The organism is Cupriavidus necator N-1 (assembly GCF_000219215.1).
Classification (GTDB): Bacteria; Pseudomonadota; Gammaproteobacteria; order Burkholderiales; family Burkholderiaceae; genus Cupriavidus; species Cupriavidus necator.
This window is the reverse complement of sequence record NC_015723.1, coordinates 1-23,436: the sequence shown is the minus strand read 5'-3', so window position 1 is coordinate 23,436 and position 23,436 is coordinate 1. Positions and strand designations below refer to the sequence as shown.

Here is a 23,436-nt window from a genome sequence, read left to right as displayed (position 1 = left end):
CTTCGGCATTGACAGAAACGGGAGCGTTCGATGCAACAATTCAAGCCACTCACCAGCCTGCGGCTGTTCCTGGCCCTATGGGTATTGTGCAGGCACTATTTCCATGTCTACGAGCAGGACGCCATGCTCTTCAACATCGGCTTCACCAGCACGTACTTCGATCATGGCTACCTGGGCGTCGACGGCTTCTTTATCCTGAGCGGCTTCATCCTCGCCTACAACTACGATCCGGCGCCGGGGCAGCAGCTGCAGTGGAAAAAGTTCATCGTGGCGCGGATCGCCCGCATCTACCCGGTCTACCTCTTCTGCCTGCTCGCCTTCGCGCTTGCTGTGATCGTCCGCGACCTGGGCCTGCATACGCACACCGTCGGCACGGGCAACTACACCTTGTCCAGCTTCGTGCCGGAAGCGCTGATGCTGGGCGCGTGGCAGTACGCCGGGCCGAGCGGGTGGAATGACGTCGGCTGGTCGGTCAGCGCCGAATGGTTTGCCTATGTCTTCTTCCCGCTGTTCCTGCTGGCAGCGCCACGCCTGAACAAGGCCCGCATCGCCATGGCCGGCTGCCTGGCCCTGGCGGCCCTCGCGGCAGTGGAAGCCACCGCGCCCGACCATCTGTCGCTGAGCGGCGGCGTGGCACGGCTGGTTCCGGAATTCCTGCTGGGGGTGCTGCTCTGCCGGCTGCGCGAAGCGATGCCGCGCCACAACGGTTTCGCCGCTGGCGGCATGCTGTCGCTGGCTGTCTGCGTGCTCGGCGTCGGACTGGGGCTGGATGTCCTGTTCGTCGCCGGCGCGGCCGGGCTGGTGTTCTTCCTCTCCTACGAAAAGGATGCTCTTACCCGCGTGCTGTCGCTGCGCAGCCTCGTCTTCCTCGGCGAGGTCTCCTACTGCATTTATATCGTGCAGCGCATTCCGCAATACATGTTCGCCTTCGCGCGGGGCAAGATGGCGAGCCTTGCCGCCCTGCCGGGGGTAGCGCAGGCAGCGTTGCTGCTGGCGTTGACGGTCGGCATCGCCATCCTGCTGCATTTCGTCGTCGAGAAGCCGATGCGGATTTATATCAATCGCCGCTTTGGTGCCAGGGCAAAGCCGGTGGAGGTATCAGAGCGACCCACTGATTCGCGAGACAGGGAGTACGCAGCCGCCTCAGATCAGCAAGGCAGGCGCGCACGGAGCACTGGATCAAGGGCTGGGTAAGGGGGCAACGCCGCCCATCTGCGCGGATTGTTGCGTGGGCGGCGGATGATGGTGATGGCCAGGCGGGCCGACGTGGCGGCAAGCGGCTGAAACTCAGCGGCTGAAACTCAGCGGCTGAAACTCAGCGGCTGAAACTCAGCGGCTGGTACCGAGCGGCTGGTACTCAGCGGCCGAAGCCCGGCGCCTGACCTGCCTTTCCCTGACATTGCAGATCAGCAGGCAGACCAGCATCGGCACGAACATCCACTTCTGCCGCACGGAGATGCCCAGGTTCGCCGTCATCGGCGCCAGGATCAGCCAGGTGCCGGCGCTGTAGATCCAGAGAAACGCCGCGTTCCTCAGTACCACGCGATCGCCTCGCCGGCGAATCATCCCCCACACACCGAGCACCGCGAGCACCAGCAGCACCACGTTGTCCAGCGACGCCGCCAGGCCGAAGATGCCGTTTGCCTCGTACGGCAGGGGCCGGAAGACATAGGTGAAGAGCTGCATCGGCAGCGACATGCTGCCGATGTCGATGCCGCCCCCGCCATGCTGGTTGTAGCCCTGGCGTTTTTCGACATAGGTCTCGATGGAATCGCCGTCCGCCGGCATCTCCAGGCCGGCGTACTGGATGGTGAACGGCACGATAGCCGCGGAGGCGGCCAATGCCACGCTGACCAGCGCGGCCCGCCACTTCCAGGGGACCTTCGCCGAGAACACCATTGAGGCAGCGAGCGACAGGATCATGATCGCCGCGATGTGCGGCCGCATCAGGAACATGCAGGCGATGGCGATGATCATGAGCCAGCTGCGGCGCGGCATGGACATGCTTGCCCATAGCGCAAGGCTGGTGGCCATGAAGGCGACCGAATCCTTGCCGATGGCGGCGCTCCAGAAGCTGATCGACGGCAGCAGCACGATCACCACGGCCAGCCTGCGCAGGAATCGGCTCCTGTCCTGTGTCACCGTGCGCAGCACCGCGTCAAACGCCAGCAGGCCGATCGTCCCGAAGATGTTGAAGACAAAGAACACCCCCACGTACGAGAAGCCGAGGTAGATGGAAAAGATATGCGTGAAGTAGCTCACGCCGCGCGTGCCGATGCCAAACTCGGGTGACGGTGCCAGCGACGCCTCGAAGTAGTCCGCGGCGTCTCCGCCGCTCTCCATCACCAGCTTGGCGTAGAAGATGCAGAAAATGGTGTGCCAGACATAGAGAAACAGCCCCCATTTCGGCCGGGTGCCGAACTTGCGGCCCATGCTCACCGCCACGGGTGCGCCCAGCATCAGCACGAGCGTCGCGCTGATGACATGCCACGCGGAAGATGCGTATTCCATGGTCGAAACCCCAAGCAAGAGTTGGCCGCCTCAGGCGCGCCAGCCGGTCACACCGCCTGCTCCATTGCGACCGGCTCACGGGAGCGGATGAAGAAGCCGATGCCGGCAATCACCGCTACCAAATTGCCTGCGATATAGCCATAGACGGCGCCCCGGGCACCGTGGATGGGGATCGCGATCAGATCCACCAGGATCATGGTGCCCAGCACCAGCAGCCATTTCTCCACCAGCCAGTTCGGCTTGCGCAGGTAGATCACCAGCAGCGACAGGGCCGCATCAGCGAACACCAGCCCGGATGCCATCGCGGAAAGCCGCAGCAGGCTGGCCGCGGCATCATAGTGATCGCCGTAGATCAGGGCGATGATCCAGGGCGCGCAGTAAGCCAACACTGCGCCTCCCGCGACCCCCATGAAGACCATGCCGGCGACGACGTACAGCACATTGCGCCGTACCAGCGTCAAGGTCGGCTGCGCGTAGATCATCAACGGCGCCACCGAGCTCGCGACGATCGCGCTGAGCATCATGAAGTTGTCCAGGACCTGCATGGAGGCGGCATAGCCACCAAGCTCGAACAGGGAAATGTGCGGCTTGAGCAGGAGTTGATCGATGCGCTTGGCGCAGAGCATCAGGATCATGCTCGCCCAGAACACCGTGCCGTCGCGCAACAGCTTCCTGGCAAGAGACCAGTCAAGCTCGACCGCCACGCGGGGGCTGCGCTTGCGGTAGTAGCGGGCGTGCAGCACGGCAAACAACAGCGACTCCACCGCCACCACCCAGGCAAAGACCGGCGCGGAGTCCGTGCCTGCCAGGTAGAGCCCGGAGACCGCAATCATCCGGAAGGCGAGGCCGACCATGCTGAAGATCACGGCAGGGCGGCTGTCGGTACGCGCCTGCAGCCAGGTCCGGACCGCGCCGAAGGGTTCGCGGAACAGCATGGGGATGCCGGTGATGAAAACGATCACGACAATGACCTCGTCGTCTTCCGTCATTGCCACGACCACCACAAGCAGCAGGTAGCCCACCACGGCGGCAATCTCGCGCAGCCCGAATACATGGGCCAGCAGCCGGTGTTGCGCGGCCGGCGCCTGGTCCGCAACCAGGCGCGGGATGACCACTTCATTGCCACAGATCAGGGCGACCGCCGATGCAATCAGCACCAGCGACTGAGCGTACTGGAACTCGGCAAAGCCTTCGGGGCCGACGGCGCGTGCGATCATGGCCACGCTCACGATGCCGAACACCACCTGCAGGCCACGCTCGAAGACCAGCCAGAATACATTGCGGGCGATCTGCATTTGCATGCCAGGTCTCTCCGGAAAGAAGATCGGAAAAGTCGTTGCCGGCAGGGCCGCCGGATGTGCCGCGCGCACCTGCCAGTCTTGCCGGTCTTCGTTGGAACCCCTATCAAAAACACGCTGGCTTCGTTGCGCGATCCTGCCGTACAACTGTTGCTGTCCGGGGCCGCGCGCCTTGCCAGGACCGTCTCCGCTTCGTTCTGATGACGCCTCCCGGCACTGAACCTCAGTCGCCGCGGCTGCGCCTGGCGCTGCCACCCGGTTGACCGGGCGCTTGCACCGATTCTAAGTATTCTGCCCCCCAGCAACCGCGCTCACTGTTGCCCCCCGCACACTGCGGGGCGCCCCGTCAGGGCTGCCCCCATGGCCGTGGCCTATGCTCCATTCGCTGACCAGACATGCAGCCGTGCCGGCTGTGTGTTCCCGCAGACTACAGCCTGGCCGTGGCGGCACCATCATCCAGATGGCCGTCTCCTCCTGATGGAGGAGGGGAACCGCCGTCCGTGCCGTGCTGCTTTCGGTCGTGCCGTAGTCGGAGCTCTCGCTTGAAAGCAATGTGTGTCAGCGCACCGAGACTTTCAGCCGGCATTCCTACGATTAATGCATCGTGGGTGAAGTACCGGCCTGGTTGCCTGCCCGCTTCGCGAGGAGATCGCCGTGAGATCAATCTACAGCTGTGCCATCCAGCGCTCCAACCAGCCGCGGCGCCGCGGCCCTGCGGCGTCGCTGCTGCCTCTCCTGGCCAGTGCACTGCTGACGGCATGCGCCGCCTCCCCCGGCATGGTTTTCGACAGCAACGCACCGGTCAAGGCGGTCGGGCCCAACGCGACCACCACCGTGACGCCGATCACGCTCGATCTGGTGCGCCAACTGCGCCACAAGATCAAGCCCGCCAATGAGCGCGTCGAAGAGCTGTATGCCCCGGCGCAGCCTTACCGGATCGGCCCGGGCGACATCATTTCAGTGGTGGTCTGGGACCACCCCGAACTGGTCTTCCCGACCCAGACCTACAGCCCCGGCGCGAGCTTCGAAATTCCCGCATCGACCGGTGGCTCCAACCTGCCCGGCTACGTGGTGAGCGCACAGGGAGACATCCAGTTTCCCTATGCCGGCTCGCTCAAGGTCGCTGGCAAGACCGCCAACCAGGTGCGCGACGAAACCGCCCGCATCCTCTCCCGCGTGGTGCGCAATCCACAAATGACCGTGCGCGTGCTGGGCTTCCGCAGCCAGCGCGTCTATGTCGACGGCGAAGTGCGTACGCCCGGCATGCTCGCCATCGACGATGCGCCGATGACGCTGGTCGAGGCGCTCAACCGTGCCGGCGGCGTGCTGAACCTGACCGGCGACAACAGCCGCATACGCGTGACGCGCGGCGAGCGCAGCTGGTACGTCAATATCCCGGCCTTGCTGGCAAGGGGCACCGATCCGGCCCGCATCATGCTGCGCTCCGGTGACATCGTGCGCGTGGAGCAGCGCGAGGACAACAAGATCTTCGTGACCGGCGAGGTGGGGAAACCGACATCGCTGCTGATGCGCAATGGCCGCATGACGCTGAACGAGGCGCTCGGTGACGCCGGTGGCGTGAACCCGGGCACGGCCAACGCGGAGCAGATCTTCGTCATCCGCAAAGCGCCCAACGGCGAACCCTCGGTGTTCCACCTGGACGGCACTTCGCCGGCGGCGCTGGCCATTGCCGAAGGCTTTGAGCTGGAGCCGAAAGACGTGGTCTATGTCGACGCCCGCGACCTGGTTCGCTGGAGCCGCGTGATGAGCCTGCTGCTGCCGTCCACGTCGCTGATCGGCACTGCGGCAGGGATCAAGTGAGTGAAACAGGCATGCCCAGAACCATCCTCGTTGTCTGCCTCGGCAATATCTGCCGCAGCCCGATGGCGGCAGTGCTGCTCAACCGCGCCCTGCCCGGTTTCGACGTGACGTCGGCCGGACTCGCGCCGCCTGTCGGCGCCGCGGCCGATCCGCGCGCCGTGCGCTTGCTGGCCCACGAGGGCTGCGACCTCGCCGGCCACCGGGCACGCGCGGTCGATAGCGTCCTGGTGGAATCCGCCGACCTGGTACTGGTCATGGAGAGCCTCCAGCGGGAAGCGCTCGAACAGCGCTTCCCGCAGTCGCGCGGCAAGACGTTCCGGCTTTGCGAAGGCATGGATCTCGACGTGCCCGACCCGTACGGCAGTTCGCAGCAGATGTTCAGCATTGTCCTGGAGATGATCAAGCAGGGAATCTTGTCCTGGTCGTCGCAACTGGAACAGGAACACGCCATTGCGTCGATTGACAGCCACAGGGAGGCGACATGAGAACGATAACCAACCGAGATGACGCGATCGAAGAAGCCGCAGACCAGGACAAGTCTGTCGACCTGACCGCCTACCTCGACATTCTGGTCCGCTACCGTTGGACGTTCTGCGGCGTCGCCATCTTCGTCGTCACGCTGGGCCTGCTCTACGCCATGGTGGCCTCGCCGGTCTACCGCACCGACATCGTGGTCCAGGTGGAAGAGAGCAATGGCGGAGGTGCCAGCAAGCTGGCCACGTCGATATCGCCGGTGCTGGACATCAAGCCGGCGGCTACGGCGGAAATGGAGCTGCTGCGTTCGCGCATGGTGGTGGGCAAGGCCGTGGCATCCCTGCATCTGGATGTCGAGGCGCAGCCGCGCTACTTTCCGTTGATCGGGCAGACCATCGCGCACTTCAAGCGCGAACTGTCCAACCCGGGCCTGTTCGGCTGGGGTGGCTATGCCTGGGGCAGCGAATCGATTGCGGTCAAGGAGCTGGAGGTGCCGGAATCGATGGAAGACCGCAGGATCGACCTGACCGCGACCGGCAACGGCGGTTATTCGGTGTCGTTCAATGGCGGCGACGCCAGGGCCAGCGGCAAGGTCGGCGCGCCCCTGTCGATCGCCACGCCGGCCGGCGCCGTCCGCCTGCTGGTGAGCCAGCTCGACGCACGCCCCGGCGCCAGGTTCGAACTGCGCCGGCTGCCACGCAGCACCGCCATCGCACGCCTGCAGGGCAAGCTCGTGATCACCGAGCGCGGCAGGCAAAGCGGCGTGATCGGCATCTCGCTGGAAGGCGACGACCCTGCGATGGTGGCGGCCACGCTCAACGAGATCGGCAACGCCTATGTCGAACAGAACGTGCTGCGCAAGGCTGCCGAAGCGGAGAAGTCGCTGGCCTTCCTGGAACAGCAAATGCCTCAGCTCAAGCAGCAGGTCGAGACCTCAGAGAACCGCTACAACGCCATGCGCAACCAGCGCGGCACGGTTGACCTGCCCGAGGAATCCAAACTGATGCTGAACCAGTCGGTCCAGCTCCAGACCAAGCTGCAAGAGCTTCGGCAGAAGCGGCAGGAGCTGGACGCGCGCTTCATGCCCAACCACCCTGTCATTTCCCTGATCGACGCCCAGATCGCCAGCGTCAACGCCCAGATCAACGGCCTGGCGGGCCGCATCCAGAAGCTGCCTGACGTCGAGCAGAACGTGCTGCGCCTGATGCGCGACGTAAAGGTCAGCACCGAAATGCTGCAGTCCCTGCTGAACGATGTGCAGCAGCTCAGGCTGATGAAGGCCAGCAAGGTGGGCAACTCGCGCCTGGTCGACGCGGCGGAAGTGCCGCTCGGCCCGATCCGCCCGAACCGCGAGGTGATTGCCACGCTGGCGGTCGTGCTCGGCCTGATCGCCGGCCTCGCTGCGGTGGTGCTGCGCCATGCCTTCAACGGCGGCGTCGCGGACGCCGACGAGATCGAGCGCAGGACGGGCCTGGTGGTCTACACCACGATCCCCTTCGCCCCGCAGGAAGCGCAGACGCGGGACGCCGCAAGCGGTGGCGGCTTGCTGGTACGCGAGCAGCCGGACGATCCCGCCGTGGAGACGCTGCGCAGTTTCCGCACCGCCCTGCAGTTCGCGCTGGCCGGCAACAAGAACCGGACCGTGGTCATCACGGGTCCGGCGCCCGGCGTCGGCAAGTCCTTTATCTGCGCGAACTTCTCGGCGATCGCCGCCAGCGGCCGGCGTGTGCTGCTGATTGACGCCGACCTGCGGCGCGGATCGCTGCATCGCCGCTTTGGCGCCCAGCGCACGCCCGGGCTCACTGAACTGTTGCTGGGCGCGCCGTTCGAACAGGTCGTGCAGAGAGAGGTCGCGCCCGGCCTGGACTTCATCTCGACCGGGAGCGAGCCGCCGCATGCGGCGGATGTCCTGCTCAGCCCCGCCATGGAGAACTTGCTCGACACACTCACCAAGCGCTACGACCTGGTCCTGATCGACACCCCGCCCATCCTGGCCGCCACCGACGCCGGCATCCTGGCGGGCAAGGCCGCGGCGGTCTTCCTGGTGGCGCTCGCCGAGAAGACCACCGTGAACGAACTGCAGGCATCGTATCGGGCCCTCAAACAGAGCGGGGCGGACGTCAAGGGTGTGCTGCTCAACGGCCTGCGCATCGAGGGGCGCTGGTACCGGGCGCATTACTACTTCGGCAAATACCGTTACCTTGGCGAGTACAGCGCCAAGCCGCCAAAGCGGGCCTGAGGAAGCTCAGCCGGCATTGACCACGACCAAGGAAGTAGAAATACGTAGGACTCCGGACTATCGCCGGCATGCAAGCCCTCCGTCCGCTACCGGACCGGAGGGCTTGCCATGTGAAGTCGTGACAGCTACTGGCAAATACCGCCGGGTCAGCCAGCGGTCATTCAGGGGGACATGATGTCTGCTCCGCACAAGCGAAAGAAATCGAAGCGCCTCTGGCCGTCAGTCTCCGCTGTCGCCTGTTCTTCGTTCCTGCTGCTTCCGAGCTACGCGCAGGCCGGATCCCGGGCGACAAGCGGGAGTGCGAATGAGACCCGGCAAGGTTCCGGCAACCCATCGGGCGCAGGCGCGGCAGACGCCGCGGCCACGAAGCCTTCCGGACGCGCGGATCCCTGCCCCCTCCTGAGCGCCGAGAAACAGGCTTATCCCGGCGCCACCGTGAGGTCCATCACCTCCTACGGGGCCAGGGGAGATGGCGTCACGGATGAATATCTGGCCTTCCAGATGATGGCGGCGGATATTTCCAATCAACGGTTTACCAGGCGCCAGATCGTATATTTCCCCAAGGGCACCTACTACATCGATCGCTACGCCGTCACCCGCGGTCCCTGGACGAACCATAACCAGAATATCCGGCTGCTGAAAGCCAGCAACTTCAGCCTGATCGGCTGCACCGGGTCCGTGGTTTCCTTCAAGGGGAACTTCACCATCACCAACGACCACTTCTCTGGCCGATCATGGTATTCGGCCAGGCACCAGCTCGGGTTCGAGATCAGGAACGCCAGCAACTTCAGGATCTCGGGCCTGGAGCTCAACGGCAACGTCGACAAGCTGTCGCGGCCGCCCTCGGCGAATGGCAAGCCCCTGAGTGAAACGCCTTCCTTCGGCATCCAGACGCACGCGAGTTCCAACTATGAACTCAGCCACCTGAAGATCCATCACTTTGCCTGCGATGGCCTGTTCATCGGCGGCGACTTCACCGCCGATCTCAATGGCACCATCCACGCGGTGGATTCGTACAACAATGCCCGTCAGGGCATGAGCATCATGCAGGCAAGATCCTTCCGCATCACAAACTCCTCATTCCGCAACACGGGCCTGACCGACGGGGCCTACCCTACCCACGCGCCCGCCGCCGGGGTGGATATCGAGCCAGACGGGACGCCGGCCGACGGCGTGACCGCAAGAACCGGAGACATGGTCTTCGATGCCTGCCGCTTCGTGAACAACAAAGGCTCGCAGTTCGTCGGCGGCGACAATGGCCGCAACACCGAGAACGTCACCATCCGGAATTCGGAATTCGTCGGCCGGGCCGGGAACAAGCACCCTTACGTGATCATCCTGTCGGCGCCCGGAGCCGTCATTGAAAACAATCAGATCGATACCATCGACGGCGGTGTTTATCCCTCTTTCTCGGAAGGCATTGGCGACATGAAGGCAGTGAATACGATCGTCAGGGGAAACACCATCAGGAGCAGTGGCGTCGGGCTCCAGGCGGCCGATGCGGGGGCAAGCGTCGTGATCGAGAACAACACCTTCATCAGCACGCACGGGCCTGACTACCGCGACGATTTTCCCAATATCAGGGCCGGGGTTGCCAGCTTCTCAGGCAACAAGCTTTCCTATCCGCACAAGAACTTCGGCTCCAGATCGGTGGTCGGCATCATCAAGGCAGCCACGTTCATGAACAACTCGATCACGACGGACCTGAGCGGTGGCAACTACACCATCAAGGTGGGCGCCGGTGCCGATGCTGCAAACAACGTCGTTGGTGCCCATATCCTGCTCGCGCCATAGCGGCCTCGCGCCGGCGCGCTGACCTGACTTGCACGCCATCGCGTTGCCGCCGCGGCCCATTCCTGCGGCAGGACACTAACGGACCGCACGCAGAAATGGGTACGGCCGACGTCCTGCCGCTCAGGATTGCCCGGGCGCTTCTGACTTTGCCAGCGCCGGATGCCTGAGCTGTGGCGGCGGCAGGGGCATGCCCAGATAGGGATTGATGGTGTTGAAGTCCGCCCGGTTGCTGCGCCGGGGCATAACACCGTTGAGGATGCCGCCGGCCAGCCGCGCATTGGCATGCGCCAGGCGCTTGAGTGTTTCGTCGACCTGCGCCGTCGCCGTGACATCGGCGCGCACCACCACCAGCGTGGAACCGGCCAGGTTGGCCACCAGCGTGGCATCGGCCACCGCCATCACTGGCGGCGTGTCCACCAGCACCAGGTCGAAGCGCCCCGCGCACAGCCGCAGGGATTCAGCCAGCGCGGGCAGCATCAGCAGCTCGGACGGATTCGCAGGCACCGCGCCGCGGCTGAGCAGGAACAGGCCGTTGACCACGCTCGGCTTGACCGCGTCGGCGATCGCGCTGCGGCCCGCAAGCACTTCTGCCAGCCCCGGTTCGGCAGGCAGGTCGAACCAGTCCGCCACGCGGCCGCGGCGCAGGTCCGCGTCGACAAGCAGCACGCGCTGGCCGGCTTCAGCGAACAGCACCGCCAGGTTGACCGCGGCGAAAGTCTTGCCGGCGGCGGCGGCGGGGCTGGTCACCGCAACCACGCAGTTGGGCGCATCACGCAACGCGAAATGCAGCGCCGCCCGCAGCGTGCGCAGGCCTTCCACGGCGAGCGAATGCGGGGCGCGCCGCGCCAGCAGGAACTGGTCGTGCAGGCCCTGGCGCAGCAGCCGTTCGGCGCGCGCGCGCTCGTCCTCGGGGGCGGCCGCCGTGGCGGCGTCGATCACGCTGGTGACAGAGTCGGGCCAGCCGAGGCGCACATTGGGCGGCAGCACAAAGCCGGAGGCGATGCCCAGGCGGCGCTTGGCATCGACCAGCCGTTCCAGCTCGGTCTGCTCGTTGCTGAAGGCGATATCGCCCAGCATGGCCATGCCCAGGCGCTCTTCGGCATCGGCGGCGCTGGCTACCGACGGGCGCATGCGCTGGCGCAGGTTGACCGCGGCCACGCCCAGGCACAGGCCGAGCAAGGCGCCGGCGGAAGCGAACGGCCACGCGCCGAGACCGACCGGTGTGACCGGCGCGATTGCGGCATCGACCACGCGCATCTGGGTGGAGCTGTCGGACAGCATCAGCGACAGCTGCTCGACCTTGCTGCGCAAGGACATGTACATGTCCTCGGCCACCTTGACGTCGCGCGTGAGCGCCACCGATTCGCGCTCTGAGGCCGACAGGGTCTGCATGCGCGCGTCGATCTCCGCGCGCTCGCGAGTCATCTGCTGGATCTGGCTGTCAACGGTGCGGACCTCGTTGGCCTCGGGCGTGAAGCGCTGGAGCAGCCGCGTGCGCTCAAGCCTGAGCGCTGCGATCTGGCGCTGGTACTCCATGCTGTTGCTGAGGAACGACTGCGCGTCGCGGCTGGGCTGCAGCGAACCCGTGCGCGCGCGGTAGCGCGTGAGCGCCTCTTCGGCGCGCGTGAGTTCGCTCTGCACGCGCGGCAGCTCGCCCGACAGGAACGCGAGCGTGCCGGCCGCGTCCTGGCGGCGCTTGTCGGTCTGGCCGTCGATATAGGCGCGCGTCACCCCGTTGACGAGTTGGGCGGCAAGCTGGCGGTCCGGGTATTCCCAGCTCACGCGTACGGTGCCGCCCGGCGCGGTCAGGGGGTCGGCCGCGCCGCCCAGGCTCGCCACGGTTTCGCTGCGTTCGCTTTCCACCGTGAGCCCGCGGCGCACGGACTCGGCGGTACGGGCCAGGTCGTGCCGCGTGAGCTGGAAGCGCGTACCGGGCCCGGCCTCGATCTTGTCCACGCGCAGCACAATGCCGTTGGCCATCGCGGTCTCGCCGGCCTGCCCTTCGAGCAGCACGGTGTCCTGCTGGCTCAGGCGGTAGCGGCCCTCGCCGCGCACCTCGAGCGTGAGCTGCTGGTCTACCAGCGCCTCGGGCACGGTCATGCTGGCGATCACCAGGCGCTCGCCCCCCCAGGCATAGCCCAGGCTGGCGGGCCAGGTGCCGCGCGGCTGGCCGGGTGTGGAAAAGCGCTGGACCAGCGCGCCCACCAGCGGCGCACGCAGCGGCTGCGCGGTGATATCGAGCCGCAGCCGCTCCACCACCGGACCGACCACGGCGCGGCTCTTGAGCAGGCCCGCGTCGAAGGCCGCCGGGCCCTGCATCTGGGCGACGCTGCGCATGCCGCCATCGCGCCCCTCGACCTGCACCAGTGCCTGCGCGCGATACTGCGGCGGCGCCGACAGCGCCACCAGCAAGCCTGCGGCCGCACCGGCCACGCCAGCCGCGGCGATCCAGCCGAGGTGGTCCATCAGCGCGCGCGCCTGCGTGACGCCCGGCTGGGCATCACGGCGCGGGGTGGCGCTCTCTGCCGGGCCACCGGCATATGACAGTCTGCTCACGAGTACAGCTCCTCAAATGGGATCGGCGCGGCGTATGCACGCCGCGCTTCGCAGGCCACGCGCGCCGGAGCGTGCCGCTCAGGCGCTGGCCAGCGCGGGCAGCAGGCGGTCATACTCGCGCTTGACGAGCTTGTAGCACTCGCAAGAATGCTTCTCCAGCCCACAGCGGTCGAGCACGGTGATATGGCCGCGGCTGTGGTGGATCAGGCCCAGGTCTTCCAGCTTGCCGGCTGCTTCGGTCACGCCTTCGCGGCGCACGCCGAGCATGTTGGCGATGACCTGCTGGGTGATCACCAGCTCATTGGAGCTGAGCCGGTCGATGGCAAGCAGCAGCCAGCGGCACAGTTGCTTGTTCAGGGAGTGGTGGCGGTTGCAGGCCGCGGTCTGTGCGATCTGCGTAAGCATGGCCTGCACGTACAACAGCGTCACGCGCTGCAGCGTGGGCAGGCGCGGCAGCTCGCCGCGCAGCAGGCGGGCGGGAATGCGATAGGCCATGCCGGGGCTGCGCACCTCCACCCGGCTTGGCATGGTGTCGCCGCCGGTGACCACGGGGATGCCGACCAGCCCTTCGTTGCCGACCGCGGCAATCTCGACCGTCGCGCCGTCCTCGAGCAGCGACAGCAGCGACACCACCGCGGTGGTCGGGAAATAGACGTGGACGATGCGTTGGCCGGAATCAGTCAGGAGTTCACCGGCGCGCAGACGGACCAGCTCGAAGTGCTGCGCCAGCGTCTCCCACTCGCCGCGCGGCAGTGCGCTGAGCAGGTGATTGACATGCAGATCCGATCGATGCGTAATCATTTTCGTACCCCCTGTCCAATCCCGTGTGCGGGAACAACGCTCTGCCGGCCTGGCTCGGCATGACTGCTATCCGAGAACCGGCTGGCTGCGCCACCGACCCAGATGCGGCGCTCTTTGCAAGCCAGTGCCTCTATTTAGCGTCATGGCAGCGCGCTCCGACAGTAGGCGAACGGCTGGGAAACGGTCATCCATCGGGAGGTTGGACGGAAAGGCGAGAGTGAAGCGGGCGCTGACAAAGGCACCATGCGCCCGCGGCGGCTGCGATGTCTGCCGCCGCCGCGCGAGGCGAGGCGGCCCCGCGGCTGGAAGCAGTTCCGGGCTAGTCAGCCACGGCAGGCACGCAAGGCTCGATACATGGCATGCCCTCCGCTGTCGGCATGAGATGCGGGCTATCGTGCAAAAGGCGGATGCACCGGGTTGCCGCCGGCGCCGGATCAAACCGGTTCTGTGCCGCGCGCCAGAGGCGGCACGCAGGCCACCGGTTGCCCGCCGCAGGCTCGATCAGCCGGCTCATGGCGTGAACTCGCCGAAATGCGCGGCCAGCAACGGCACACTGGCCAGGTATGAGGCTTCGAGCTGGTCCAGGCAGTCTTCACAAGGGTCCGGCTTGCGGCTGATGACCGCGCGCATCAGGCGGAACTGCATCACCATCGCCTCCGATGCCATGGTGTAGCAGGCTTGCGCCGCCTTCTCAGGCACCTCCTGCCCGTGCATCACCAGCCAGCGCAGGTAGCGCGCCAGCAGCTCGAAATTGGCGCCCAGCTGGCGCAGCACGCCCGACGCGTAGTGGTGAAAGCCCGGCTCGCCGCGCGCCATCAGCCGCTCGAGATGCTGGGGAAACACCGCGCGAAACAGGGTGACGGGGTTCTCGCGCGGACGGTTGCTCAGGTGAAAGCGCAGCAATGCCAGCGAGGCCTCGAGCAGCGTCTCGGCAGCGTGCGGGTGCCCGTTGCGGCGGACCACGTCGGCATGCATGAAGGGGAGCGCCTCGGCACTGCGCACGCCCGGTGCCAGGCGAATGATGGCGGCGTAGTCCTCGCCGGTCGCGGTGTGGTAGCCGTCGGAGTGGTAGTAGCCGACCGCGCCGGCCTCCGGGATCAGCACATCGATGGCAATGCAGGTGGGCGTGCAATGGCGCAGGTAGCCGGCGCCGCGCGGTGGCGGCAGCTGGCTGCTGTCCAGCTCCATCACGACGATATGGCCGCGCGAGGTCTGTGCCGCGACGTGCGACTCGAGTGAGTCGTAGAACGCCAGCGCGTGCACGGTGAGGCCGTACAGCCGCTCCAGGTCGGCATCCGGAAAGCGGCACTGCGTGAAGTGGTCGGCCTCGAAGTCCTGCCGCACCGCGCAGGCCAGTGCCGCGACCGGCGGCAGGTCCAGCCCGTGCAGCAGTTCGATCCAAAGGTCGATATGGCAGTTGACGTGCGACCACACCGGATTGCCGCCGCGCAACCCCGGTCCGCCCCGTCCACGCATCCTGGTGTCGCCGTGCACTAGTGACCTCCGCGCCTGCCCTGCCGTTTCATGAGCGGGTACGGACGGCCCATGCCGGGCCCGCGCGCGTGCCTCACGTGCGATACGGCAGGCCGAGCGCTGACATCAGTCATTTCCGTCTCCCCCTGAACCCGAGCCAGATTCTTGCTGCCATTGGCCGTAATGGCGATCTTGGCGCGCGCAGTTCAGGCCAGTCTGTTGGACGGCGCACAAACAGGCAGGCAGTTCAGGGGCACTCAGCCGCAAATATGCGCGCATGGTGCTTCTGGTTGATGGAGGAGGGCGAGCCGATTGGTTATCGTCAAGGAGACGTGTGGGCGGGCAGTATGGCCCGCACGCCTTCAAAGCCCGCATGGTCCCCCGGTCGGCGGGCTTCTTTTTTGGCTCGCCGGCTAGTGTCCTGTTCCGCAAATACCTTGCCATGAAATCGCCCAGTTGCCCGCCATGCGTCGTTGCTCGTCGTTGCCATGGCTACGGCTATGGCGCCTCCTCGCGCCTAGCCTGACGGCCAACTGGACGATTTCATTTTGGTAAGCGATCTACGGAACAGGACACTAGCTGCGCGATCACGAAGGGAATGGCACAGTGGCACCCGGCGAGGCCGCCGGGTGCCACTGTGCATGATGCTCGCGGGATGCCTGCAGGCTCAGGCTACGAGTGGCGGCGGCACGCGATGCCGATGCTGAGCAATGATCAGCGCCCTCAGGCTTTCCACACGCAGACGCGCTTCGCGCTCGCCGGCCGCGCGGGCCGCGTCGGCGGCGGCCAGCTCGCAGTCAAACTGACGCCCGTGCAGCTCACCGCGGTAGAGCAGCGGCTCATCGCTGCCCTCATTGGCACCCGCGTGGCAACCATCGTCCAGGCTGGCAGCCAGCCTGATCTCAAAGCAGCACGCCCACTTGCCTCTGCCTTCGCGCACAGCAAAGCCGCGAACGACGAGGAATTCCAGTCCGGCCTCCATATGACCCCCTTACTTCCCCGGGGCGGCCTGCCTGCAAACTGGGCTGGCTTCTGCCTCCGGGCGAATCAAGCATAGGCAATCGGGTGCGATGCGCACTCCTCCGGTGGATGTAGGTCTGCTCGCTCAAAGGAGGGAGGCGGTCGTCCCGTTGGCGCCCGTCAGTGACAGCGCCATGCGCGGAAAGCACTGGCCGCCGGCCCAGACCAGCGCGGTGGCTGCGCAGACCAGTTCGAGCGGAGCCGGCAGCAGGAGACACCCGCTGGCACCGAGCAGCGCGGCATGCAGCATCAGCGTGGCATCGAGGCGATCGGACAGCACCAGCCAGCGCCGTGGCGCCAGGCGTGCCTGCAGCTGGTCCAGCAACGCACGCGGGTCGCCCTCCAGCGCGCTGCAGTCGATCAGCGCAATATCGGCCGGGTCCGGCGACGGCTCCGATGACGAGGCCTGCGTCGATGCGCTCATGGATTCATGCAGCCACTGCGGCGTGCGCCACGTGATCGGCTGTGGCACGTCCAGTGCGTTCAGGCGACGCGCCAGGACACGGCACATCATTTCATTGCTGGCGATGAGGTAGGTCGGCATTGACTCGGTCTGGCAGCGGACCCGGGCCGCAGATGCGCTTGCCACCCGGTCGGGATCCGGGCCGCGGCGCGGCCCGCCTTGCAGGGCATCAGAGCAGCGCCGGCCGCCGGCAAAAGTGTCTGCAGATGCCTTTCATCACAAGGTAGCAAGCCGCCGCCGCCATTGCCTCATGCTTTTGGCCGAGAGCCGCGCGCAATATGGATGAGGCGCGGCCGGCCCGGAGCGCTCTGGCGCCACGCGCTGATCCGCGCCTGCCCCCCTTGGAACCCCGCGCCGCCACCAGTCATGCAGCCTGGCAGGTGTGGTCGGGCGCCGGCACGCGGGTCACCGGATTGGCGGGCGTGGCGGGCCCGGCCCAGTTGAGCGTGGCACCCTTCTGCAGGGCAACGTAGACGGCTTCGCCTTTGTTGCGCACGTGCAGGCGCTGGTACAGCGTGCAGGCATGCGTCTTCGCGGTGGCCACCGAGATATTCAGCATGCGGCTGACCGTCTTGATGGGATAGCCCCGCGCCAGCAGCGCAAGCACTTCATACTGACGTTCGGTGATGTTCAGCAGGTGCGCGCCGGCCGACGGGGTTTCGTGGTACGTCGCATGCGCCTGGAAATGGCGCTGGGGCGCGGGCACCGCGTGGTCGAGCACGGCTTCGCCGATGCCTGCGCGCAGCGCCACAACCCGGGCCTCGCCCTGCCCTGCGCTGCCTGCCACCGGGGCATGGCCGGCTTCGAGTTCCGGTTGCCAGGCGTGGCTGCCCTGGGCACGCGCCGGGAAACACTCGCCGCCGGCCAGCACCAGCCGCACCGCCGCATCGAGCGCATCCGCGCTGCAGCTCTTGGCCACGCAACCGCGCACCGGGTCAGGCAAGCCCGCATCCGGCAGCGATGGTGCCGCCTGATCGCTCAGGACCAGCACGCGCTGCGGGCGTAGCCGCTGGCACAGGTCCTCCAGCATGGTCCAGCCGCCGGCGTGGTCGGCAGGCAGACCATAGATCAGCAGGTCGGCATCGTACAGCCACAAATCCGAATCGACAGGGGCGAGGGGATCGATATCGATCAGGTCACCAGGAATGTGTGCTTGGGCCAGCAGATGGCGCAGACCCAGGCGCAGGAGGGGGTGAGGCTCGATCAAGAGGATGGTGGCCATGGCCGCTCTCTTATTATTGCGGCAAGTACGGACCCTGCGACAATCCGCGCTTGCTTGTCGGAAATGCTCCGCTATCTTGCGGTTGCAGTTCCATACGATCCGCCATCGCTCCAGACCGCCTTGCAGCCTTCCCGTCTGGCTGCAGGTCCGTCCTTCCCGTGGAGATACCGGATCGCCCCGTTTTGCGTGTTAACACGCTTATGTAGAAACAGTCTTAGATGCGACTGAAGTCTGATCTAAGTATTTATAACTCCTGACCTGCAGCATATGAAACGCGTAGGGCGAATGCAAGGTGATGGTGCGCTGCGGCGGGTTTTCCCCGAGCACTGCCTGACGCCAGCATACGGATCGCACAAGGCCAGCGGGGATGACTTTCCAGTGAAAACACGCATAAAATTATCGGCATTGTATTTCGCTATGCATTTTGGGGCGGATGAATTCTCGCTCGCTTCAAGTGCCTTATAAATCAAGAAGTTAGCCATTCAGCGCATACATGCCCATGATTCCTGGAATGATGACGGTCAGCCTCACCCGCAGCGAATTTGCGGCGGTGCGCGCCTATGTCCAGGGCATGCCGGCGGCCATGGTGGTGCCCCGCTACCTGGCCGACGAAACCGATGACGACGAAGACGGGGCCGAGTCTTCACTGCGGATCCTGCTTGCCCTGCGCGACCGGATGGTCCAGCTTGCGCACCTGCATGGCCGGGGAGACCTGGCCGAACTGCTGCTGGCCGGCCCCGGCCGCTCCAACCGCGGCATGGACCGCCGGGTGGACGCGCTGGCCGAGCTCGAACGGCTGGGCACGGCGGCGCCGCGCCCCCAGCATGGCGTAGAGTTGTGGTTTGCTCCGGCTTTGGCCCGGCGCCTGCGCAAAGCCGAAATTGTGACGCTTAATACTCTTTTAGCGCTCGCGAACCAACGCGGCGGCGCTTGGTGGCGAGCCGTCCCGCGCATTGGCGCGCTGGCCGGCGCGGCCGTCAACCGCTGGCTCAGCGAGAACCGCGCCGCCTTCCGGGACCCGGACGGCAAGCCGCTGCTGGGCGCGCATATCGGCAACCGCACTTTGGTCGAGCAAGGCGGGCTGGGGCCAGGGATGCGCCAGCCGTTGCCGCTCGAATGGATGACCGCGTCGCCCGCGTTGGACCTTGACGCCAGTTGCCCGTACAGCCAGGGCCTGGACGTGGTCCAGGCCTGGCTGCGCGATGCCGCCGGCGACAGCGGCAGCACGTTTTCGGCCTACCGCAAGGAGGCGGAACGCTTGCTGCTCTGGGCAGCGCTGGAGCGTCGCAAGGGCCTGTCCCAGCTCGATCTGGACGACCGCCGGGCCTACCTGGGCTTCCTGGCACAGCCCGAACCGGCCAGCCGCTGGTGCGGACCGCGCGCACCGCGCCACCTGGCCGCATGGCGTCCGTTCACCGGCCCGCTTAGTCCGGCAAGCGTGCGGCACAGCATGCGGGTGCTGGCCGCCCTCTTCCGCTGGATGCATGCCAACGGGTACCCCGGCGCAGCGCTCTGGCCAGCGCAGGTCTCGGACGGTACCGAAGCAATGGCGGCAACTGCGGCGGCGCGGCCGGACGCCACGCAGGTTCCCGCAGCCAGCCTGGCCCCCTTCCTGTCATGGCTGGAACGCCGGGGAGGCGACGGCGATGGCCAGCGCTACCGGACGGCCCATGCGGCAATCCTGCTGTTGCGGGAACACCGGCTCAGCCTGGACCGGCTGACCTCGGTCACGCGGCGTTCACTGGCCCCGAAGCAGCCGCCTGTGCGGAGCCGGGAAGACGGTATGGGAAGCGCTGCGCCAGACGGAACGCCTGGCTTTGGCCCGGCCACGCAGCACGCACTGGCCCGGCATTGGCGTGACCGCAATCTCCAGTGGGATGGCGCGGGCACCGAAGACGCCTCGCTGATCGCTCCACCCGCCGCGCCGCCGACCCGGCGCGCGCAGCGCAAGCTGGCGGCATTGCCCCAGGCCGGCTACTCGGTGCGCGGCCTTCACGCCCTGCTGTCCAGCATGCTTGAGCGCTACCGCAAGACCTGTGATCCGGAGTTTGGAGCGCGGTCGCCGCGCGACCTGCTGGCCTGAGCTCTGCGGCGGCAGTACTGCCGCCGCAGCATCATGACTTGCCTGTCCGGCTCAGAGCAGCGTCTTGTCCAGCCCGAAGCGGGCCTTCAGGGCCTCGACCAGCGCCTCGCGGGCACTGCGGTCGCTCAGCTGCACGTCCAGCATCACGCGTCCCGAGTCCCATTCCTTGATGGTGCCCAGCAACTGGCCGCTGTCGGTCCGGATCTTGTATTGCCGGCTGATTTCCTTGACCTTACGCGCCTTGCCCTCCTGCGCATGCTTGCGGATGGCTTCAACCTCGCGGCTCGACAGGCCGTCATTGATGATGCGCGCCGCCAGGTCGCGCGTGCGCTCCTCGCCCGCCAGCTTGCAGTAGAGCGTCAGCTCATAGCCCGCGGCGATGCCGATCGCGCTCGGGCGCTCGCGCATCACGCCCAGCACGGACTCGGGCAGGCGCAGCAGCGCCAGCGTCTTGTTCACGGTGCCGGCCGAGATGCCGGTCAGCTCGCAAATTTCCTCTTCCTTCTGGACCTTGCCCTCGTCCAGCAGCTGGCGCCAGGCGATCGCATTGTCCAGCGCCGACTGGTCCGAGCGTTGCTCGTTGAGCATGAACGACAGCCGGTAGAAGTCCAGGTCGCTCAGGTCGTCTTCGACAAAACATTCCATCTCGAGCTTGCCGGCGGAGGCCAGGGCTCGCTTGCGGTAATGACCGTCGATCAGGATGTAATGGCCGGAGCGCGCCGGGTCGGGCGCGGCCAGGCCGGGTGTCTTCTGGCCGTGCGTGGCGATGGATGCCGCCCGCTCCTGCACCACGGCCGGATCGTAGAGGCGCCGAGCGTTGAGGGGATTGTCGTGCAGTTGCGCCAGCGGGATTCTGATCAGCTGCCGGCCCTTGGCGGCTTCGCCGAGACTTTCAGCGCTGAAAACGGGCGTGCCATCGGCTCCCCTGCCCTGCAGCAAGCCGTTCGGATGCTGGGAAATGGCCGCTTCCGCGCGTGCGAAGCGGTCCAGCGTTTCGTTGCGGTTCTTTTCGGCCGCCATGCCGGCCAGCATGCCAGCCTTAAGGCTCTTCAGTTTGGTAGCCATGCCTAGTGCTCAATCAAAGACAGTATTTCGTCGACCATCATGTCGACCTCCTGCACCGCCTCACGTGCGCCGGCAACGCCATGCACGGTGCAGCCGATCGCCTGGCATTCCCGGAATGCCGAGCGCGACCCAATCATCGAATTCAACAACGGTACGTCGCCGTCGTCGCCAAGGATTTCAATAGCCTGGCGCGCGATCGAGACGCGGCGCTGGACCATATTGGCCATCACGCGGATCAGCAAGGATTCATTCTGGACCTGGGCGTGTTGCGCCAGCGTCTTGGCCGCTACCGCCGCCCACAGATCCGGCGGCGAAGGCACCACCGGGATAATGGCAAGATCGGAAATCAGCAGCGCGCTCGATGGCGCTGCCGAATGCACCGCCGGCGGGCAATCCACGACGATATAGTCATAATCCTGGACGAACTTGCGGACCTCGCGGTGCATGGCGCCGCCCGAGGGCGCCAGGCCGATCACGGAAGCCGGGAAAGGCCGCTCGTCGCTGGCCTGCGCCGCCCATCGGGTGGCGGTGCCTTGCTCGTCCATGTCGACCAGCATCGAGCGGGCGCCGCGCAGGCCGAGCGTGCCGGCAAGGTGCATGCTGACCGTGGTCTTGCCGCAACCGCCTTTCTGGTTAAAGACTGTGATGATTTTGGCTGGCACTGCGACCTCTCTTTCAGCGCTGAAAGCGCGGTTGATTCTTAAGGCGCAACTGTAGCCAAAACCAGGTGATGCTTCAACCGTTTTTCAAATTTACAAAATATATGTTACCGCCACTGGGAGCACCGGCCGCCATTTGGCAGCCGGAATCAGGCCGGACCGTAAAATTGCTTGAAAAGCAGGTCGGAATGTGCCTAAAGTATCTGTAGTGCGCATTACGCCGCACATGACACCGCAATCCAAAGTGGTTATGATGCGCGCTACAGTCGAGTCAAGTCGTGTCAACCTCGTCGGCTTCCGTTCGGTATCTACGAGAACTCAACGTGCTTGAACGGTTGTTTGCGTTGTGTACAAGAACTTGCTTCGAAAAGGAAATTCCTATGGCAACCGGTACGGTCAAGTGGTTCAACGAGACCAAGGGCTTTGGCTTCATTACCCCGGACGACGGTGGTGCAGACCTGTTCGCGCACTTCTCGGAAATCCAGGGCTCGGGCTTCAAGACCCTGAAGGATGGGCAGCGCGTGACGTTTGAAGTCAAGCAAGGCCCGAAGGGCCTGCAGGCTTCGGCAATCAAGCCGGCCTGACCAGCCTCGGCTGACCCGCCCGTTGCGGACCCGTCCGCGGCGGGCAAACCAAAAAAGGCAAGCGTTCAATGCTTGCCTTTTCTGCATTCAGGGGGGCGGGCATGGTGGACGCCTTCCGCTGCTGCCGTCCCGAGAGCGCGCGCAATGGCGGGCGCGGCCCGGGCCGGTAGTCAGGAGATCAGCCCAGCTTGCGTACGCTGGTCCGGGAGGGCTGCAGGATCAGTGCCTTGGACGAATCCGCATCGACCTTGGCACCGGGGTACACCACCAGCACATCCTTCAGGGCTTTGCGGAACAGCGCGCGGAACTTGCGCTCGCTTTCGGTCTCGGTGCCGAACTGCATCTGCAGTGCTTCCCACGGGATTTCCGTGCGGCGCTGGATCGTAAAGAAGCGATAGGTCAGCCACGAATACACGTCCAGCGCGAACGGCGACTGCTTCAGCGCTTTCAGGGCGCGCATGTCCACCGGCACCGGACGGTTGACCAGCTCGTTGAAGAACGGCTCGGACAGCACCACGAAGCTCTCGAACATGGACCCCTGGCCGGGCTGCATCGGGTCCCACCAGGTCGACAGTTGGTCGGCCAGCAGGTAGCCCACCCGGTCGATCGACAGCGGCTCGTGGTTGGGGTTCTGGTTCTGGCTCGGCGTCGACTTGTTCTGCACGATGGCAATGGTGGCCGAGAACAGGCGGATCATCTGCTGTCGCACCAGCGTCATGGTGCCGCGCTTGCCGCCGGTGGCCATCGGAATACCGAGGTTGTACATGAACTCGGACAGCGAATTGCCCAGCGAAATGCGCCGGTCCTCTACCGTGCCGGTGAATTCGCCGCGCTTTTTCTTCGCCATGATCTCCTTGCCGATCCAGGCCAGCATCAGCCGCGGATAGGAGCCATAGGGGTAGCCCAGCGAAACGGTCTCGGACACCAGCTTCTGGCGGCCGTTGGCGGCACGCTCGGAGCGTTGCTGCGTGAAGTAGCCAGGCTGGATCATCAGCGAGATATTGCCGCTGGTGCGGGTCCATACCGGCGGCGCGCCCTTGGGCGCGCGGTAGGGCAGCGTCACCTGAACGCTGGCGCGGCTCAGGAAGCCGACTTCGCCGCTTTGCCAGGCGTCTTCACGCTCCATGGCCTGCGCTTCGTCGAACAGACGCTGGAATTTCTCGGACGGAACCAGGTTGTTCTCGTTGCCGGGAACAATGATGCGGGAGGGTTCGGCGTCCAGGTCGAGGACGCGTCGATCCCCCGTGGTGGCCGGGGAGCGTTTGATGGGCATATTGGCGAGCTTCAGATTACCCGCCTTTGTACTCGAAGCCGCAAAGGTTGTCACGCAGAAACAGGTACGCAAAGCCTTTGCCCTGCTCGCCTGTTTTCTG

Annotated in this window: 18 protein-coding genes; 7 read left to right on the top strand and 11 right to left on the bottom strand. The window is 65.7% G+C overall.

The genetic code is table 11. From position 1 onward, the window contains the following. The first annotated feature begins 30 nt into the window (after window positions 1-30). Window positions 31-1,194 (top strand): acyltransferase family protein, encoded by a 1,164-nt coding sequence (locus CNE_RS18200; RefSeq protein WP_013951742.1) that lies wholly within the window; start codon window positions 31-33, stop codon window positions 1,192-1,194. Between the two features lie 135 nt (window positions 1,195-1,329). Here the strand turns inward: CNE_RS18200 and CNE_RS18195 are convergent, their stop codons facing one another. Both CNE_RS18195 and CNE_RS18190 read right to left on the bottom strand, forming a co-directional pair. Continuing rightward, window positions 1,330-2,511 carry a hypothetical protein gene (locus CNE_RS18195; protein ID WP_013951741.1) on the bottom strand — a complete coding sequence of 394 codons (1,182 nt, stop codon included), beginning with the start codon at window positions 2,509-2,511 and terminating at the stop codon, window positions 1,330-1,332. 47 nt (window positions 2,512-2,558) lie between these two features. Continuing rightward, window positions 2,559-3,812 carry an oligosaccharide flippase family protein gene (locus tag CNE_RS18190; protein ID WP_013951740.1) on the bottom strand — a complete coding sequence of 418 codons (1,254 nt, stop codon included), beginning with the start codon at window positions 3,810-3,812 and terminating at the stop codon, window positions 2,559-2,561. Between the two features lie 651 nt (window positions 3,813-4,463). Between CNE_RS18190 and CNE_RS18185 the strand changes: the two genes are divergently transcribed. The 4 genes from CNE_RS18185 (at window position 4,464) to CNE_RS18170 (ending at window position 10,137) form a co-directional block, all read left to right on the top strand. Further along, window positions 4,464-5,630, top strand: coding sequence for a polysaccharide biosynthesis/export family protein (locus tag CNE_RS18185; protein ID WP_013951739.1), 1,167 nt, complete (start codon window positions 4,464-4,466; stop codon window positions 5,628-5,630). Window positions 5,631-5,641: 11 nt separating this feature from the next. Next, a complete protein-coding gene (locus CNE_RS18180; protein ID WP_013951738.1) occupies window positions 5,642-6,115 on the top strand; it encodes a low molecular weight protein-tyrosine-phosphatase in 474 nt (157 codons plus the stop codon). Next, complete coding sequence (locus CNE_RS18175) at window positions 6,112-8,343, top strand: polysaccharide biosynthesis tyrosine autokinase (RefSeq protein ID WP_013951737.1); 2,232 nt, start codon at window positions 6,112-6,114, stop codon at window positions 8,341-8,343. The genes CNE_RS18180 and CNE_RS18175 overlap by 4 nt, the downstream gene beginning before the upstream one ends. A gap of 171 nt (window positions 8,344-8,514) precedes the next feature. Next, window positions 8,515-10,137: a right-handed parallel beta-helix repeat-containing protein gene (locus CNE_RS18170; protein WP_238553108.1), complete on the top strand. Its 1,623-nt coding sequence runs from the start codon at window positions 8,515-8,517 to the stop codon at window positions 10,135-10,137. 120 nt (window positions 10,138-10,257) lie between these two features. Here the strand turns inward: CNE_RS18170 and CNE_RS18165 are convergent, their stop codons facing one another. The 6 genes from CNE_RS18165 to CNE_RS18140 form a co-directional block, all read right to left on the bottom strand. Then, window positions 10,258-12,693: a polysaccharide biosynthesis tyrosine autokinase gene (locus tag CNE_RS18165; RefSeq protein ID WP_013951735.1), complete on the bottom strand. Its 2,436-nt coding sequence runs from the start codon at window positions 12,691-12,693 to the stop codon at window positions 10,258-10,260. 78 nt (window positions 12,694-12,771) lie between these two features. After that, window positions 12,772-13,494, bottom strand: coding sequence for a Crp/Fnr family transcriptional regulator (locus CNE_RS18160; protein WP_013951734.1), 723 nt, complete (start codon window positions 13,492-13,494; stop codon window positions 12,772-12,774). Between the two features lie 510 nt (window positions 13,495-14,004). Then, complete coding sequence (locus tag CNE_RS18155) at window positions 14,005-14,970, bottom strand: DUF1839 family protein (protein ID WP_013951733.1); 966 nt, start codon at window positions 14,968-14,970, stop codon at window positions 14,005-14,007. Between the two features lie 664 nt (window positions 14,971-15,634). Further along, window positions 15,635-15,949 carry a hypothetical protein gene (locus tag CNE_RS18150; protein WP_013951732.1) on the bottom strand — a complete coding sequence of 105 codons (315 nt, stop codon included), beginning with the start codon at window positions 15,947-15,949 and terminating at the stop codon, window positions 15,635-15,637. Window positions 15,950-16,072: 123 nt separating this feature from the next. Then, window positions 16,073-16,531 (bottom strand): response regulator transcription factor, encoded by a 459-nt coding sequence (locus tag CNE_RS18145; RefSeq protein ID WP_013951731.1) that lies wholly within the window; start codon window positions 16,529-16,531, stop codon window positions 16,073-16,075. Window positions 16,532-16,814: 283 nt separating this feature from the next. After that, window positions 16,815-17,672, bottom strand: a complete 858-nt coding sequence (locus CNE_RS18140; RefSeq protein WP_013951730.1) for a helix-turn-helix transcriptional regulator — start codon at window positions 17,670-17,672, stop codon at window positions 16,815-16,817. Between the two features lie 499 nt (window positions 17,673-18,171). On the opposite strand from CNE_RS18140, the gene CNE_RS18135 reads away from it, so the two are divergent. After that, complete coding sequence (locus tag CNE_RS18135; protein WP_041228492.1) at window positions 18,172-19,755, top strand: phage integrase family protein; 1,584 nt, start codon at window positions 18,172-18,174, stop codon at window positions 19,753-19,755. Between the two features lie 51 nt (window positions 19,756-19,806). Here the strand turns inward: CNE_RS18135 and CNE_RS18130 are convergent, their stop codons facing one another. Continuing rightward, the gene (locus CNE_RS18130; protein WP_013951728.1) at window positions 19,807-20,820 is read right to left on the bottom strand and encodes a ParB/RepB/Spo0J family partition protein; all 1,014 of its coding nucleotides are present in this window, start codon (window positions 20,818-20,820) and stop codon (window positions 19,807-19,809) included. A 2-nt stretch (window positions 20,821-20,822) separates the two neighbouring features. Further along, window positions 20,823-21,470: an AAA family ATPase gene (locus CNE_RS18125; RefSeq protein ID WP_226797974.1), complete on the bottom strand. Its 648-nt coding sequence runs from the start codon at window positions 21,468-21,470 to the stop codon at window positions 20,823-20,825. Window positions 21,471-21,859: 389 nt separating this feature from the next. On the opposite strand from CNE_RS18125, the gene CNE_RS18120 reads away from it, so the two are divergent. Continuing rightward, window positions 21,860-22,063, top strand: coding sequence for a cold-shock protein (locus CNE_RS18120; protein WP_006159056.1), 204 nt, complete (start codon window positions 21,860-21,862; stop codon window positions 22,061-22,063). A gap of 178 nt (window positions 22,064-22,241) precedes the next feature. Here the strand turns inward: CNE_RS18120 and CNE_RS18115 are convergent, their stop codons facing one another. Continuing rightward, window positions 22,242-23,336 (bottom strand): replication protein RepA, encoded by a 1,095-nt coding sequence (locus CNE_RS18115; RefSeq protein ID WP_013951727.1) that lies wholly within the window; start codon window positions 23,334-23,336, stop codon window positions 22,242-22,244. Between the last annotated feature and the right edge of the window lie 100 nt (window positions 23,337-23,436).